Raw genomic sequence first — 16,591 nt, forward strand, 5'->3', positions numbered from 1 at the left:
TGAAATTGTAGAGTTATGGAATTTAAAGCGGTATTACAACAACTTAATAAAGATAAAAAAGAATATGCAAAGGGCGTTGGTACACCGCTTTTAGTCTTAGCTGCGCTTGGCATGGTTATTTTACCCCTGCCTCCATTTCTGCTTGATATATTATTTTCGTTTAATATCGCGCTTGCATTAGTAGTATTACTGGTCACTGTATATACCATGAAGCCGCTTGAATTTGGCATGTTTCCAGCTGTGTTGTTAATCGCCACGATCATGCGTTTAGCACTTAATGTAGCCAGTACTCGGGTGGTACTACTTGAGGGTCATAATGGTGGTGATGCTGCTGGTAAGGTAATTGAAGCATTTGGCTCGGTGGTGATTGGTGGTAACTACGCCGTGGGTTTAGTGGTATTTTTGATTCTAATTATCATAAACTTTGTGGTAATTACCAAAGGTGCAGGGCGTATTTCTGAAGTGTCAGCACGTTTTACCCTTGATGCTATGCCGGGTAAGCAAATGGCGATTGATGCAGATATGAATGCTGGCTTTATTAGTGCAGAGCAAGCCAGAGAACGTCGTGATGAAGTAACCCGTGAAGCCGACTTTTATGGTTCTATGGATGGTGCTAGTAAATTTGTAAAAGGCGATGCTATCGCGGGTATCGTTATTTTAGTGATTAATATTGTAGGTGGTTTATTTGTTGGTATGATCCAACATGATTTGAGTTTTTCCCGTGCCATGGAAGTGTATACACTATTGACCATTGGTGATGGCTTAGTAGCGCAATTACCTTCATTACTACTTTCAATTGGTACTGCGATTGTTGTAACGCGTCAAAATGAATCGCACAATATGGGCGATCAGTTTAAGCAGCAGCTAGGAAACGAAAAATCGTTATTTATTGCCTCTGGTATCCTCATTACTATGGGTTTAGTCCCAGGTATGCCGCATATTGCATTTTTAAGTTTAGGGGCGCTTTTAGGTTACCTTGCATACTACACGCAGCAAAACAAACTTAAATTAGCAGCTGCTGAAGCCGAAGAAGCTGAAAATGCAGCCTCAGGTACCGGAATTGCGGCTAAACAAGAACAAAAAGAACTGGGTTGGGATGATGTACAGCAAGTTGATGTTATTGGCTTAGAAGTGGGTTACCGGTTAATTCCTTTAGTAGACCAATCACAAGGTGGCGAGCTATTAAACCGTATTAAAGGGGTGCGTAAAAAACTATCTCAAGAGCTAGGTTTTTTAGTGCCGCCAGTGCATATCCGCGATAATCTTGAGCTCGACCCAAATGCGTATCGCATCACCATGATGGGTGTATCAAGTGGTGAGGGTGAGCTTAAACACGGCGATGAACTGGCAATTAATCCTGGCCAAGTGTTTGGCCCGCTCAAAGGCATTGAAACTACAGACCCTGCATTTGGTTTAGATGCGGTATGGATAAAACCAGATCAAAAAGATGAAGCGCAATCTTTAGGTTATACCGTAGTTGATTCAGCAACCGTTGTGGCCACTCATATTAGCCAGTTACTCACAAATAGCGCCGCATTATTGCTTGGCCACGAAGAAGTACAAAACTTATTAGATATGTTAGGTAAAAGTCACCCTCGCTTAGTTGAAGGGCTGGTACCGGATGTATTACCGCTGACCACCATCGTTAAAGTACTACAAAACTTATTAAATGAAGGGGTAGCAATACGAGATATGCGTTCGATTGTTCAAACCCTTGTTGAGTATGGCCCTCGTAGCCAAGACCCTGATGTATTAACGGCTGCAGTGAGAATATCGTTGCGTAGATTAATCGTTCAAGATGCTGTTGGTATGTCTTCTGAAATCCCTGTCATAACCTTGGCGCCTGAGTTGGAACAGATGTTGCATCAGTCACTTCAAAATGCAGGTGATGAAGGTGCCGGAATAGAACCAGGACTTGCTGATAGACTTCAAACATCATTGAATGAAGCACATCAAAATCAAGAAATGGCCGGTGAACCTTCAATATTGCTAACGTCAGGAATGTTACGCACTGTGTTATCTCGATTTGTTAAATACACCATTCCAGGATTGCGAGTGATGTCTTATCAAGAGATACCAGATGAAAGACAGATCAAGATTGTCAGCTCTGTAGGCCAACAATAAGATTTTAAAGGGGTTTGAATTATGAAAATTAAACGTTTTTTTGCTAAAGACATGCGCACCGCACTAAAAGAAGTAAAAGAAGAGCTTGGTGTTGATGCGGTTATTATGTCAAATAAGAAACTAGCTAATGGCGTTGAAATTGTTGCTGCTGTTGATTACGACAAAGCCGCGACAAAAGCGCCAGAGCAACCTCAAAGCCAACCAGCTGCAAGTGCTTCATTTGCACATACCCAGAGCTCACATAACTTTGTAAAACCAGAGCCACAGCGTGCTCAACCTAAGCCACAAGCAAAGGTAGCAGACAGTTTACAAGCTTTATTAGAACGTCAATCTCCCCGTCCTCGTTCAGCAGAGCTTGCGTCAATGTTTTCACAATCAGGTATTGATACTTCTGGCCATTATCAAGAACAAGAAGCTGTGCAATCTCGACCTAAAAATATGTTTGAACGTGAACAAAGTGCGCCTGCACGTCCTCGTACTCAAGCTGATAGCTTAGGTTTTGATGATTTAGACAGTGGTTTTGACGATTTAGACTCACCGAGTGCACCGCGTCAGCAAACGATGCAAAACGAGTCGAGTGATATAAGCACCATGCGCGAAGAAATGAACGCAATTCGTCAATTACTAGAACATCAAGTGTCAGGTTTAATGCAACAAGATATGGCACGTCGTGATCCAACCCGTGCATGCATGATTGACCGTTTAGTGGGTATGGGAATAGATAAAGACGTTGCTGAGCAGATGGCATGCTTTGTACCTGATGATGTATCTCGCCAACAAGGTTGGAAAGCCTTATTGAATATGGTTGAAGATCAAATGCAAACCACTAACAACGAAATTCTTCGCCAAGGTGGTGTTTATGCTCTAGTGGGCCCAACAGGGGTAGGTAAAACCACCACAGTTGCAAAATTAGCTGCATTAGGTGCGCAAAAGTATGGTGCTGATAAAGTCGCGCTTATTACCACTGATACCTACCGTATTGGTGCGTATGAGCAGCTAGCAACTTACGGTCGAATTATTGGCTGTGGCGTAAAACAAGTTAAAGATGCAAATGAATTAGCAGAAGTTTTATACCATTTACGAAATAAACGTCTAGTCTTAATTGATACAGCAGGAATGAGTCAGCGAGATTTACGCTTAACTGAGCAGCTTAATACCTTAATGCGTAATCAACGTGTGGATATACGTAGTTATTTAGTATTAAGTGCTACAGCGCAAATCAATGTATTACAAGAGACAGTAAGGCACTTTAAAAAAGTACAGCTTAGTGGGTGTATTTTTACTAAGTTAGATGAGTCATTGAGTTTAGGTGAGATTATTAGTATTGCGATTCAAAATCGTCTCCCAATAGGGTATCTTACTAATGGTCAGCGAGTACCAGAAGATATCAGAGTGGCAAATGCTGAAAAACTAGTAAAAAAAGCTGAGCAATTGTATTTAAAAAGAATAAAAGCACAACAATCAAGACACCAATCAGTGGCGTCGAACACAGTAGAGATGTATGATTAACACAGTTTTAGATCAAGCAAGCGGCCTTCGCAAAATGAGCAACAATAATAATAACGGCGTAAAAGTTATCGCTGTCACCGGCGGCAAAGGTGGAGTGGGTAAAACAAACGTATCCCTTAACACGGCAATCGCGTTAGGCCAACAAGGCAAGCGTGTGCTGGTATTAGATGCTGATTTAGGGTTAGCTAATTGTGATGTTATGCTTGGACTGCGTGTAGAGCGCAATTTGTCTCATGTTTTATCAGGTGAATGTGAACTCGAAGATATTTTAGTTGAAGGCCCCGCAGGCATAAAAATAGTACCTGCAACATCGGGATCGCAAAGCATGGTTGAGCTATCTCCTTCAGAGCACGCCGGACTGATACGTGCATTTAGCGAGCTTAACACCGATTTTGATATTTTAATTGTGGATACCGCAGCGGGTATTTCTGACATGGTATTGAGCTTTTCTCGCGCCGCACAAGATGTGGTTGTGGTGGTATGTGATGAGCCAACCTCAATTACTGATGCTTATGCATTAATTAAAGTACTGAGCCGTGAACACGGCGTAATCAAATTTAAAATTGTTGCCAACATGGTGCGTAGCTTACGTGAAGGGCAGGAATTATTTGCTAAACTATCAAAAGTAACCGACCGATTTTTAGATATAACCATGGAGTTGGTTGCAACAGTTCCTTATGATGAGAATATGCGCAAATCAACGCGTCGCCAAAAAGTGATAGTTGAAGTTTTTCCAGGGTCTCCTGCTGCGATTGCTTTTAAAACACTGGCGACAAAAATTACTAAGTGGCAAACACCTAGTCAAGCCTCGGGTCATTTAGAGTTTTTTATTGAGAAGCTAGTTAGTAACTAACGATGACAATACCGGTGAATAGAGCTATGGGATATCAGTCAGCACAGAATTTAAATATGATTGTTGAAAAGCATGCCTCATTAGTCAAAAAAGTGGCATGCCATTTAATTGCTCGTTTACCGGCCAGTGTGCAACTAGATGATTTAATTCAATCAGGTATGATTGGCTTAATAGAGGCTTCAAAAAACTTCGATGCCAGTAAAGGCGCGAGTTTTGAAACCTTTGCGGGTATTCGTATTCGTGGTGCAATGATAGATGAAATGCGACGAGGTGATTGGGTTCCACGTTCAGTTCACAGAAAAAGTAGACTAGTAGCAGAGACGATAGTCGCGCTTGAAAACAGTTTAAATCGTGAACCTAAAGATAGTGAAGTGGCTGAAAAACTTGAAATTTCGTTAAATGAGTACCATCATATTTTAAATGATGTCAATGTAAGCAAAGTTTTGGGCATTGAGGACCTTGGTATTGACGATGATGTGATTACACCTCATGGCCAAGATTTAGCACTAGACAAACCTTTCAATAATGTTAAAAATGAACGGTTTAATGAGTCTTTACTCAATGCGATAAAGTCGTTACCGGAAAAAGATGCAATGGTGCTTTCTTTGTACTATAACGATGAAATGAATTTAAAAGAAATTGGGCATATACTCGATGTTAGTGAGTCGCGTGTAAGTCAGATACATGGTCAGGCGATGATTAAGCTTAAAGCAAAAATCAATGACTGGATAAACTAGAAGTAAGTAAATAAAGGTTCAGGCCTCACTGGAGGATGTTTTGGATAAAAACATTAAAATTCTTGTTGTTGATGATTTTTCAACAATGAGACGTATTATTAAAAACCTGTTGCGCGATTTAGGTTTTACCAATGTTCAAGAAGCGGATGATGGGTCAACTGCTTTACCTATGTTGCAAAATCAAGTATTTGATTTTGTTGTAACAGATTGGAATATGCCAGGCATGCAAGGTATTGATCTTTTGAGGGCAATTCGAGCTGATGACAAATTAAAGCATATTCCTGTTTTAATGGTTACAGCAGAAGCTAAAAAAGAACAAATAGTAGCTGCGGCCCAAGCAGGTGTTAATGGTTATATTGTTAAACCATTTACTGCAGGTACATTGAAGACTAAATTAGAAAAAGTGTTCGAACGCTTAGGTTAATGAGAGGGAGAGGCTTATGTCAGCACCTGCTGCGCCTCAGATTACTTTAGAACAAGCTCGCCAGTTGGTTGTTTTTTTAGAAAATGGTGAGCAAGATAAAGCGAATCAGTTAATTTTAGAAACAGCTTCACAAGAGCAATCACAGTTATTTGCTGAGGTAGGTAAGTTAACGCGTCAATTACATGAAGCTTTAAAGAGTTTCGAGTTAGATACGCGCTTAACAGACATTACCACTGATGCCATCCCTGATGCTAAGAAACGCCTCAACTATGTCATGGAAATGACTGAGAATGCAGCCAATAAAACAATGGATGCAGTTGAAGCTAGCTTACCTTTAGCGCAAGAAATTGCTGACGAAATTTCTGATATCAAGCCAACGTGGGATCGGTTAATGAGCCGGGAAATTGAGCTTGGTGAGTTTAAGTCACTTTGTCATAGTATTGATAAGTTTATGAACAGCTCTCATCATAAAACTGATGAGTTGCAGATGTTGATGACCAATGTATTGATGGCTCAAGACTATCAAGATTTAACTGGTCAGGTTATTCGTCGTGTTATTGAACTTGTGCGTGAAGTTGAAGAAAGCTTGATCCACTTGTTAACTGCATTTGCAGCGCAAGGTGAGGTTGAGCAAGTACAACCAACTGAACAACCAGAAGAAACAGAAGATTCCATTGTTGCACAAACACTAGCAGGCCCTGAAGGGCCTATTATTGATAAAGAATCGCGTAATGATGTTGTATCTGATCAAGATGAAGTTGATGATCTATTATCAAGTTTGGGCTTCTAATAGGAGAGTACTGCATGAGCTTTGAAGTCGATGAAGATATTTTACAAGACTTTTTAGTAGAGGCCGGAGAAATCCTTGAGCTTTTATCTGAACAGTTAGTAGAACTGGAAAACAACCCAGATGATACTGAACTACTAAACGCAATATTTCGTGGTTTCCACACTGTAAAAGGTGGCGCCGGCTTTTTGGCAATGACAGAGCTTGTTGATGCATGTCATGGTGCTGAAAACGTGTTTGATTTATTGCGCCAAGGTGTAAGAACAGTTAACTCTGAATTAATGGATGTAATTTTACAAGCGCTCGACACCATTAATGAAATGTTTGCCACAATTAAAAATCGTGACCAGCCAGAACCTGCTGATCCAGAGTTACTTGCAGTCCTTCATAAGCTTGGACAACCACCGACGGCAGAAGAGCTAGCCGGCGATGCTGTAGTTGAAGAAGATACAGCCTCTGTTGAAACCCCATCAGTAGAACCTGAGGCCGCTGTAGAACAACCTAGCAATGATTCTGAAGAAGACCCATTCGCATTTGATGAATTATTTAGCGGCCCAGATAGTAGTAGCTCAGACTCTCAGATTGATGAAATAACTGAAGATGAGTTCGAAAGTCTTCTTGATGAGCTTCATGGTAAAGGCCAGTCCACGCAAGAAAAACAATCCCCATCAAGCGACAGTGATGTAAATGGCGATATTACAGATGATGAATTTGATAGCTTATTAGATGAGCTTCATGGTGTTGGTAGTTTTGGCGAAGTTACTCAAAGCACTGCAAGTACACCACAGCAAGCACCATCAGCTCCTGTAGTAGATTCACAAAATAGTGACTCAAGCGCGGGCGATGATGAAATAAGTGACGATGAATTTGAAGCTTTGCTAGATGAATTACATGGCAAAGGTGCACCTAAAGCTATAGAAGCATCGGCTCCGGCAAGTAAACCTGAGCCCGTAGCCGCAAACAAGTCTGCACCTGCTGCTACACCGAAACCTGTACCAAAACCTGAACCGAAACCGGTACCAAAAGCAGAGCCTGCTAAGCCGGCGCCTGCTCCACAGCCAGCCAAGGCCGCGCCGCCTAAAAAAGCAGCGCCTCCACCGGCAGAAACAACGGTTCGTGTTGACACCAAACGTTTAGACCAAATAATGAATATGGTAGGCGAGCTGGTACTTGTGCGAAACCGTTTGGTGAGTCTGGCAACAAACTCTGACAGCGAGGCTATGGGCAAAGCTATTTCTAATTTAGATGTAGTGACTGCTGATATCCAAGGTGCGGTAATGCAAACGCGAATGCAGCCAATCAAAAAAGTGTTTGGCCGTTTTCCACGTGTAGTTCGAGATTTAGCACGAACGCTACAAAAAGATATTAATTTATTACTTGTTGGTGAAGACACTGATTTAGACAAAAACTTAGTAGAAGCATTGGCAGATCCATTGGTGCATTTAGTGCGCAACTCAGTGGATCATGGTATTGAAATGCCAGATGTTCGTGAAGCATCGGGTAAACCTAGAACGGGTACTGTGACCTTATCAGCTTCTCAACAAGGCGATCATATTCTACTTACCATCCAAGATGATGGTGCCGGTATGGATGCTGAAAAGCTTAAAAAGATTGCGATTAGTAAAGGGGTGCTTGATCACGACCAAGCGAGTCGTCTTTCTGATACTGAAGCGTATAATCTTATTTTTGCACCTGGTTTTTCAACTAAAGAAGAGATCTCAGATATTTCCGGCCGTGGTGTTGGTATGGATGTGGTTAAAACAAAAATCACTCAACTCAATGGCTCGGTGAATATCAAATCAGAAATGGGTGTTGGTACTACTTTAGAAATTAAAGTGCCACTTACTCTAGCGATACTGCCTACCTTAATGGTAATAGTTGGCGAACAAACCTTTGCGTTGCCGCTGGCGGGTGTGAGTGAAATATTCCATTTAGATTTAACAAAAACCAATGTGGTTGATGGCCAGCTAACTATAATTGTTCGTAAAAAATCAATTCCACTTTTCTACCTTGAACATTGGCTCATTAAAGGCGCCGATAGAGGTCATCGAAAAGCACAAGGTCATGTGGTTATTGTGCAAATAGGAACTCAAAAAGTGGGTTTTGTTGTTGACTCGCTCATTGGTCAAGAAGAAGTGGTAATTAAGCCTCTAGACGCATTACTTCAAGGTACGCCAGGTATGGCAGGTGCAACAATCACCTCTGATGGTGGTATTGCACTGATCCTAGATGTGCCAAATATGTTAAAGCATTACGCTGGATAATTAAAAGTAGGCATACATTTTATGCCTACCCATTCATTGAATAAGAGAGCGAAATGGCTGTTAAAGTTTTAGTAGTTGATGATTCAAGCTTTTTTCGCCGCAGAGTGAGTGAAATACTTGAACAAGACAGCGGCATTGAAGTTATAGGTTTCGCTGTAAATGGTCGAGAAGCTGTCGATAAAACAGCTCAACTACGACCCGATGTGATCACCATGGATGTTGAAATGCCTGTGCTTGATGGCATCAGCGCAGTTAAAGAGATAATGGCGAGTAATCCCACTCCTATTTTAATGTTCTCGTCGTTAACGCGTGCAGGGGCATCTGCTACCTTAGATGCACTTGATGCTGGTGCGATGGACTTTTTACCGAAAAAGTTTGAAGATATCGCACGTAACAACGACGATGCAATTAAGTTATTACAAAATAAAGTTAAAGAAATAGGCCGCCAGCGAATTGGTAGAATTACCAGAGCGCCTGCTGCTCCAAGTCTTAAACCAGCGCCAGGCACTTCTGAGCGCTTTGCTAACAAGCCTATAGTGCAACCTGATCGTAGCTTTAAAAGTGCAAGCCCAACGCCTTCAAGTAGCGCATCAACACGTGCTAGTGGTAAGCAATACCAATTAGTTGCTATTGGCACATCAACAGGTGGACCGGTTGCACTGCAAACTATATTGACTCAGTTACCTGCTAATTTCCCACACCCAATACTACTCATACAACACATGCCTGCGGCATTTACACCTGCGTTCGCAACCCGATTAGATAGCTTGTGCAAAATTAAAGTAAAAGAAGCACAGCAAGGCGATAGGCTTCAACCTGGCTGTGCATATTTAGCACCAGGTGGGCAGCAAATGATGGTAGAAGGACGGGGTTCAAACAGAACACTACGCGTATTTGAAGATAAAAATGAACGAGTAAGCTATAAGCCTAGTGTTGACATAACCTTTGCTAGTGCAGCAAAAGCATACCAAGGTGATGTACTTGCCGTTATTTTGACTGGTATGGGCGCGGATGGTCGTGATGGTGCTCGTATGCTTAAACAATCTGGCGCTACAATTTGGGCTCAAGATGAAAAAAGCTGTGTTGTATATGGTATGCCGCAAGCAGTAGCAAGTGCAGGATTAGCAAGTGAAAGCATAGGTCTTCATGATGTTGCTGCGCGTTTAAAAAGAGAGATTGGCTGTGGATAAGCTTTCTATTTTAGGATTATTGGTTGCATTAGGTGCTATTGCAATCGGTTATTCTTTAGAGGGAGGTGTGGTATCTGCTCTGTTTAATGGGCCTGCACTTATTATTGTATTAGGCGGCACATTAGGAGCAGTGATGCTGCAAACATCAGCCAATACATTTAAGAAAATGCTTAGTATTACTCATTGGGTTTTTGTTACTGATGACCACGATATTGAAGATACGATTGAACAAGTAAAGCGCTGGTCGCATAAAGCCCGCCAAGAGGGCTATTTAGCGCTCGAAAACGAAGCACTTACTCACTCTGACCCTTATGCCACTAAAGGACTGAGTTTATTAGTCGATGGCTGCTCAGATCAAAAGCTTCGTGATACTCTCGAGATTGATTTATTACTTGAACGAGAACGATTGCTGGAAGCTAGCCGAGTGTATGAAGCGATGGGAGGTTACAGCCCAACCATTGGTATTTTAGGTGCTGTGCTTGGACTGATCCAAGCTATGTCGTTTATTAACGATCCTGAGCAATTAGGAACGGGTATTGCCACTGCATTCATTGCGACTATATATGGTGTAGGTTTAGCTAATTTACTGTTTTTGCCGATGGCCAACAAATTAAAGCAACGGGTTGAGCAAAAAATGCTTTACCATGAAATGCTAGCTGAAGGCGTTATTGCCATTAGCCAAGGCGAGAGCCCTATTAATATAGAATTAAAGCTTGAAGCTTACCGCGTTGAACGTCCTATATTACAGGCTCATTAGCGGTTATGCTTCGCCGTCGCTTACGTCATCAAAACGTTAAAAGCCAACATACTGAGCGTTGGCTAGTCTCTTATGCAGATTACATGACCATTATGTTTGCATTTTTTGTTGTATTGTATGCTATTGCAATAAACAAAGAAGACAATATACAAGTTTTATCTGACTCTCTTGAGCATGTTTTTGATAAGTCAGCTAAACAATTTTCTCAGCAAGGTAAGGGAGTAAACGGCGATGCTTTGTTGCTTGAAAGAGTGACTCCCGAGGCTGAAGTTTTATATGGCGAAAGTATTCAAAAACAAGAACAAGGGCCAGTATTGCTCGATGGCCAAAGTGATAATAGCAATATCAGCCAGCGTCACTTAGGTAAGCCACTCGACAGTTTACTGGTCAAACTACAGTCGTCACTCATTGATGAAATACGTAGTGGCGATGCAAGCTTAGAGCTTAGTCAAGATTGGCTGGTTATTGAACTTAATTCTGGGTTGTTGTTTGCCAGCGGTAGTGCCGTTGCGCATAACCAAGCTAAAGACGTTGTAAAAAAGATTGAAGCAATAATCGCACCTGTCGATAACTATATAAGAGTGCGGGGATACACAGATAACGAAACTATTCGCAATGAAATATTTCGCTCTAATTGGGAGTTGTCGGTGGCACGTGCAACATCAATATTAGTTGAATTAGAGCGCTTAGGTATTCAATCTGCGCGCATGGCAATTGAGGGATATGGCCAATACTCACCTTTTGCCGATAATGATACCGAAGCAGGGCGGGCTGAAAACCGCAAAGTGGTGATTGCGCTTTCCAAATACGGCTTGGTTTTAGAGTCAGCGGATGAGGATACTGAGCAGCAACTTCCTGAAGCTATTAAACCAGCTGAAGTTGAGCTGCCTACTCAAGACGATACAATAAAAATAATTCGCTTAGAGCATGGTGGTATTCGTGTTACTACGCGTAATGAACAGTAATTAGGATGTAATGTGAAAATCTGGACAGTAGCCAATCAAAAAGGAGGGGTAGGTAAAACCACTACAGCGGTTAGCCTTGCTGGCATCCTTGCGCTTCAAGGTAAGCGAGTGTTACTGATTGATACCGATCCACATGCATCATTAACTTATTACTTTGGCATTGATTCAGAAGATTTAGAGGTCAGTGTTTACGATATTTTCAGTCGCGGGTCGAGCATGAAAAGCGAGGAAATATTGCAAGCATCATGCCCTTCTACTATAGAAAATCTTGATATTTTACCTGCCACAATGGCGATTGCTACACTTGACCGTAGTATGGGTAATAAAACGGGGATGGGCCTGATTTTAAAAAAAACATTGGCTAAAATTGGCGAGCATTACGATTACGCAATTTTAGATTGTCCGCCCGTTTTAGGGGTACTTATGGTCAATGCCCTTGCTGCTTGTGAAAGAGTGCTGGTGCCAGTACAAACTGAGTTCTTAGCGCTTAAGGGGCTTGATAGAATGATGCGTACTATGGAATTAATGCAAACCTCGCAAGCGAAAAGCTATGAATATACTATAATTCCAACTATGTATGATAAGCGCACCAAAGCGTCACTTGAAGCCTATAAAACATTACAAGATACGTACAAAGAAAAAGTATGGCCAGGTGTAATTCCTGTTGATACAAAATTTAGAGATGCGAGTTTAGCGCAAAAAGTGCCTATTGATTTTTGCCCTAATGCCCGTGGAGTCTATGCTTATAAAGCATTGCTCGAATATTTAATAAAACAAGGTTAATAAATGAGTAAGCAATTATTTGCTAATGAAAAAGTAGTCACTCAGTATTTAGGGGCGTTATTATCTGATGACGTACCAGCGAAAGACCTTGAGCCTGTTGCTAAATTGCTTGAGCAGGTAGCGTATGAAGAGCAAAAAGAGCAACCACTTCAGGTTGAATCGGTAGTTGAGCCGGTTGTTGAGGTTGAAAAACGCCATGAGCAGGTAACGAATGTAGAAATAGATTCTCACCAAGTTCAGCAGCTTAAAACTGAACATGATGTAGCACTTGGTAATGAAGCTGAATACTTTGATGGTGAATTTCAGGCATTATTTTTTGAGGTAGCAGGACTCACTTTAGCAGTGCCATTAAAAGCGTTAGGCGGCATTCATGAGCTTGGGGAAGTGAATCATTTATTTGGTAAACCTAAATGGTTTAAAGGTGTCATGATCAACCGAGAAGAAAAGCTCAATGTTGTTGATACTGCACGCTGGGTTATGCCTGAAAAGTATGATGAGCAGTTAGAGGCATCTTTAAATTATCAATATCTAATCACTTTAGGTGATAGCCAGTGGGGTTTATTAGCAGAAAAACTAATAAATAACATTACATTGAGTAAAGAAGATGTAAAATGGCGTACAAATGACAGTAAGCGCCCATGGCTTGCTGGAGTAATTAAAGAAAAAATGTGTGCTTTAATAGATGTTAATAATTTAAATGCACTATTAGAGAAGGGCTTAGATAGCCGTCACAAGTAATGACCATTACGAGGTAAGAGCATGAGTGAAGATAAATTACTGTCAGCTAAAAAAAATGCAGATAATAATGATGAAATTTTACAGTGGGTTACGTTTAAGCTAGAAGATGAAACTTATGGCGTAAATGTAATGCAAGTGCAAGAAATACTGCGTTACACCGAAATTGCTCCTGTCCCAGGTGCGCCTTCGTATGTGATTGGTATTATCAACCTGCGTGGTAATGTTGTTACCGTTATTGATACTCGCTCTCGCTTTGGGTTACCTGACATTGAAGCGACCGACAATTCACGTATTTTGATTATTGAAGCTGAAGAACAAGTAATTGGTATTTTAGCCGATAGCGTGTCTGAGGTCGTGTATTTACGTAGCTCAGAAATTGACAGCGCTCCAAACGTGGGTACTGAAGAAAGTGCTAAATTTATTCAAGGTGTATGTAACCGCGATAATGAGCTACTTATTCTGGTTGATTTAAATAAACTACTTAGTGATGACGAATGGGATGAGTTAAGCGATATATAAGCTTCTCTACATAAAATTATGTTATTACTTGGTATTGCAATTGCGGGTTTGGCATTTGGGCTATTCTCGCTGCTGTTAATTGTGATGTTTAAAAAGCGTTATGCGAATGAGCTTGGCGCACAATTACAGCAATTTAAAGATTCATCAGAGCAGATTAATATTTTACGTAGCGAAGTCTCTGAGTTACGAACTGGATTAATGAGTATTGGTAAACGAGTGCTTGAGGTAGAACAACAAAACCAAGAGCTGATACAGCAACAAGCTGCTCAAAAATACGATGACCCTGATGCTAAAATATACTCTCGAGCGGTAAAAATGGTTGAGCTAGGTGCTGATTTAGATGAGGTTATTCGCGAGTGTGAATTACCCCGCGCCGAAGCAGAACTGTTATTTTCTTTACACAAACAAAAAGGCGCTTAGCGCCTTTTTTGTTTTTATCATATTGGCTCATGCTTTTATATTGAGCTTCCCTTGAAAGTCCTGCCATCCGGGCGGGAATTTCCCTCTTACCACATATGAAAAAGCAATCAGTTCAGCAATAACAAAGTAAAGCTCTTTAGGGATCTCTTCGCCAAGCTCTAATTTCGACAGTGTATTTGCAAGTGCTTCATCCTGATGGATTAAAATACCTTTATCTTTAGCTAGGGCAATAATTTCATCCGCCAATTCTCCAAACCCTTTAGCGCTTACGGTGGGTGAATTACCCGTTTCGTAGAGCAGTCCAATTGCTGAATTGTTTTTAAATGAATCCGTCATGGCTAAACCTTAATATTTATAATGGTATGGGATTGATAAAATGCTTGATGGTTGTCATCTGCGCGTTTCAAATTAAGATCGCCGACTTGTAAGCCCTGTTTTGCTAGTTTTGAGCGTAAATTATCAAGGTGTGGATGAGCCAACGCGCTCACAGCTTGAGTGGACGCTAATAACTGACAATCTAATGCTTTGTCCATCAACTCTGCGGTTATTTGCAGCTTACCTAGTTCAGCATAATCAAAATTTAATCTTACAAACCACACGTTTTTATCCGCTAATTTGCCGTTGTTTGGCTTTTTATATTGTCCTAACGATATTTCTGTTTGTGCCGCCTCTGGTGGCAGTTTCATAGGCAATAAAAACTGCACTAAGGAGTTAGTGTCAGGCTGCTGGCTCAAAACGGGCGCTTGTACTTGGCTTAAGGTGTTTTTAATTTGTGTTAATTCACCTGCTAATGCTTGCACTTGTGGTTGCTGTAACTGTTCTAATAACTTATTAGTATTATTACCGGCCTTGAAGCTTGGTAATAAAACCTGAAGTAGGGCCTCTAAACCGCTTTGATTATTAATGCTAACGGCTGTTGGGTTTTGGTTAATAATCGGCGCAGCTAAAATGCTTAATGAAAGTTGTTCTACACCTCGATTAAAGGAACTCTGCAAAGTGTCACTGGTTAGTTGTGTCGGCTTTATAGTGCTGAGTATTTCACGTTGTATGGTGGTCGGGTGTAAATTACTTTCTGACAACATACGGTTAAAAGCTTGATTAACCAAGCGGTTTAAGTCAGTACCCTGATCTGCCGCCTTAGTTACGATAGTGTTTAGTTGGCTGCTTAGAGCGTGTTTGCTTGCTTCTTTTTGCTCTATTGGAGCGGTTTCGGTTTGCTTTAAAACGGCTGTCAATAATAGCTTTTCCAGTGGCTGCAAATGATTAACGGCTGTTAAGGTGCTATTAGCTGTTTGTGCTGATTGGGTAATAACAGGGTGTAAATCTACGGGTGTTGGTAACGCTCGCTGTTGCCATAAAGAGATACTGGTTTTTAGCTGCTGGGTTAGTTGCACTAAAGGGGGGGGAGTTCCTAAAGGGCTTTTTAATTGCGTAATGTCTATTTTTTGCGTTGGCGCGAGCAATTGTTGCTGTTCATTAAAAGCAATGTTTGGTTTTTGAGATGCGTTTAATACAGTGGTAAATGGCTTGCTTTCAAAATGTTTTACCGCATCTAAAATACGTGTTTTAAAATCAGCAAAGCTGCTTTTTAGCCATGATTGAATTGGACTATTAACGGTACTAAGTGGATGAGACTTAATTTTTTGCGAATCGATAGCAACTTGCGGTTGCTGTAACAGCATTTCATTAAATGGTTTACTAAATGAGTTTTTAAGCTCCACGGTTATATTTTGATAAGCGGTTTTAATTAATAGTTTATCTGCTTGGCTGCTAATAGTTACCTTAGTCGGCGTTGTGGGTAGTTCAGATAACTGTTGATGGCTTAAGCTAATATTTAACGAGCTTTTTGCGGTATTTGGAGTTAGCACCGCAAACTTGGGTGTAGCATGAAGCTGAGCATGACCTAAATTGTTAGCAACTAATTGTGTTAGTTTTGCCTGGCTTAAAGGTTGAGAATGTACAATGTCAGCAAAACGATTAATGATATTTAGCCGTGTACCTTTGCCATCAGTATCAATTATGCCTTTTAATAAGGGTTCTTCGGCCAGTAATTGCGCTACTTGTTTATTAATGGCGATGCTGGCATTAAATTTTTCAATCACCAGTTTTGGCGTTGGCTTTAAAGTAACTTGTATCGATAGCGGGTTGTTTTGAATATCACTTTGAGTGTTTATAAAGTTTAAAAACCGCTGTAACTGTTCTGGTTGTTTAATTGATAAGGTGCTGTTGTTAGGAATAATGGTTAAGCTTTTACCATCTGCACTTAGTTGTATGTTAGCACTCGCTATTTTTTCAACGTTTGTTGGGGCTTCATTAACAGTGAGCCGAATTGTTTGCCAATGCTTATTCATAAATACATCAAGCGTAACTGAATCTTTAGAAAACTGAATGTTTTTTGCCGCTAGTACTTCAGGCGGCAGTATTGGTAATGCAGTTTTACCCGAATCGGTTGTTTGATTACTAACCTGTGGGTTAGTCACTGTAATGTGCGTTGGTGTATTCATTATTTTATATCAAGTTT

Annotated in this window: 16 protein-coding genes; 14 read left to right on the plus strand and 2 right to left on the minus strand. The window is 40.9% G+C overall.

The window, feature by feature from the left end:
- Nucleotides 1-15: 15 nt before the first annotated feature.
- The 14 genes from flhA to ACZ5WS_RS07770 are packed head-to-tail and all read left to right on the plus strand — an operon-like array spanning nt 16 to nt 14,070.
- Nucleotides 16-2,124: a flagellar biosynthesis protein FlhA gene (gene flhA / locus ACZ5WS_RS07705; RefSeq protein WP_054201717.1), complete on the plus strand. Its 2,109-nt coding sequence runs from the start codon at nt 16-18 to the stop codon at nt 2,122-2,124.
- Nucleotides 2,125-2,145: 21 nt separating this feature from the next.
- Complete coding sequence (gene flhF / locus ACZ5WS_RS07710; RefSeq protein WP_138605305.1) at nt 2,146-3,633, plus strand: flagellar biosynthesis protein FlhF; 1,488 nt, start codon at nt 2,146-2,148, stop codon at nt 3,631-3,633.
- Complete coding sequence (locus ACZ5WS_RS07715) at nt 3,626-4,486, plus strand: MinD/ParA family ATP-binding protein (protein ID WP_138605306.1); 861 nt, start codon at nt 3,626-3,628, stop codon at nt 4,484-4,486. Before flhF ends, ACZ5WS_RS07715 begins: the two co-directional genes overlap by 8 nt.
- Before the next feature lie 26 nt (nt 4,487-4,512).
- Nucleotides 4,513-5,223, plus strand: a complete 711-nt coding sequence (locus ACZ5WS_RS07720; protein WP_138605376.1) for an RNA polymerase sigma factor FliA — start codon at nt 4,513-4,515, stop codon at nt 5,221-5,223.
- A gap of 40 nt (nt 5,224-5,263) precedes the next feature.
- On the plus strand, nt 5,264-5,647 hold the full coding sequence (gene cheY / locus ACZ5WS_RS07725) for a chemotaxis response regulator CheY (RefSeq protein ID WP_138605307.1): 384 nt from the start codon (nt 5,264-5,266) through the stop codon (nt 5,645-5,647).
- A gap of 16 nt (nt 5,648-5,663) precedes the next feature.
- Nucleotides 5,664-6,437, plus strand: a complete 774-nt coding sequence (locus ACZ5WS_RS07730; RefSeq protein ID WP_464711434.1) for a protein phosphatase CheZ — start codon at nt 5,664-5,666, stop codon at nt 6,435-6,437.
- A gap of 14 nt (nt 6,438-6,451) precedes the next feature.
- Complete coding sequence (locus ACZ5WS_RS07735) at nt 6,452-8,698, plus strand: chemotaxis protein CheA (protein ID WP_138605309.1); 2,247 nt, start codon at nt 6,452-6,454, stop codon at nt 8,696-8,698.
- 53 nt (nt 8,699-8,751) lie between these two features.
- Nucleotides 8,752-9,888, plus strand: a complete 1,137-nt coding sequence (locus ACZ5WS_RS07740; protein WP_464711436.1) for a protein-glutamate methylesterase/protein-glutamine glutaminase — start codon at nt 8,752-8,754, stop codon at nt 9,886-9,888.
- Entirely contained in the window at nt 9,881-10,645 is a 765-nt protein-coding gene (locus ACZ5WS_RS07745; RefSeq protein ID WP_138605311.1) for a flagellar motor protein, read from the plus strand. Before ACZ5WS_RS07740 ends, ACZ5WS_RS07745 begins: the two co-directional genes overlap by 8 nt.
- Before the next feature lie 5 nt (nt 10,646-10,650).
- The gene (locus tag ACZ5WS_RS07750; protein ID WP_178956405.1) at nt 10,651-11,610 is read left to right on the plus strand and encodes a flagellar motor protein MotB; all 960 of its coding nucleotides are present in this window, start codon (nt 10,651-10,653) and stop codon (nt 11,608-11,610) included.
- A gap of 12 nt (nt 11,611-11,622) precedes the next feature.
- Nucleotides 11,623-12,393 (plus strand): ParA family protein, encoded by a 771-nt coding sequence (locus ACZ5WS_RS07755; RefSeq protein ID WP_464711438.1) that lies wholly within the window; start codon nt 11,623-11,625, stop codon nt 12,391-12,393.
- Nucleotides 12,394-12,396: 3 nt separating this feature from the next.
- Nucleotides 12,397-13,131: a CheW domain-containing protein gene (locus tag ACZ5WS_RS07760; RefSeq protein WP_178956404.1), complete on the plus strand. Its 735-nt coding sequence runs from the start codon at nt 12,397-12,399 to the stop codon at nt 13,129-13,131.
- Between the two features lie 21 nt (nt 13,132-13,152).
- On the plus strand, nt 13,153-13,650 hold the full coding sequence (locus ACZ5WS_RS07765) for a chemotaxis protein CheW (RefSeq protein ID WP_008112225.1): 498 nt from the start codon (nt 13,153-13,155) through the stop codon (nt 13,648-13,650).
- Nucleotides 13,651-13,668: 18 nt separating this feature from the next.
- Nucleotides 13,669-14,070, plus strand: a complete 402-nt coding sequence (locus ACZ5WS_RS07770) for a DUF2802 domain-containing protein (RefSeq protein ID WP_054201706.1) — start codon at nt 13,669-13,671, stop codon at nt 14,068-14,070.
- Nucleotides 14,071-14,097: 27 nt separating this feature from the next.
- On the opposite strand, the gene ACZ5WS_RS07775 is transcribed toward ACZ5WS_RS07770, so the two are convergent.
- Both ACZ5WS_RS07775 and fliK read right to left on the minus strand, forming a co-directional pair.
- Nucleotides 14,098-14,406, minus strand: a complete 309-nt coding sequence (locus tag ACZ5WS_RS07775; RefSeq protein WP_054201705.1) for an EscU/YscU/HrcU family type III secretion system export apparatus switch protein — start codon at nt 14,404-14,406, stop codon at nt 14,098-14,100.
- Nucleotides 14,407-14,408: 2 nt separating this feature from the next.
- A complete protein-coding gene (gene fliK / locus ACZ5WS_RS07780) occupies nt 14,409-16,574 on the minus strand; it encodes a flagellar hook-length control protein FliK (RefSeq protein WP_178956403.1) in 2,166 nt (721 codons plus the stop codon).
- Between the last annotated feature and the right edge of the window lie 17 nt (nt 16,575-16,591).

Source organism: Pseudoalteromonas sp. 11L1 (assembly GCF_055397545.1).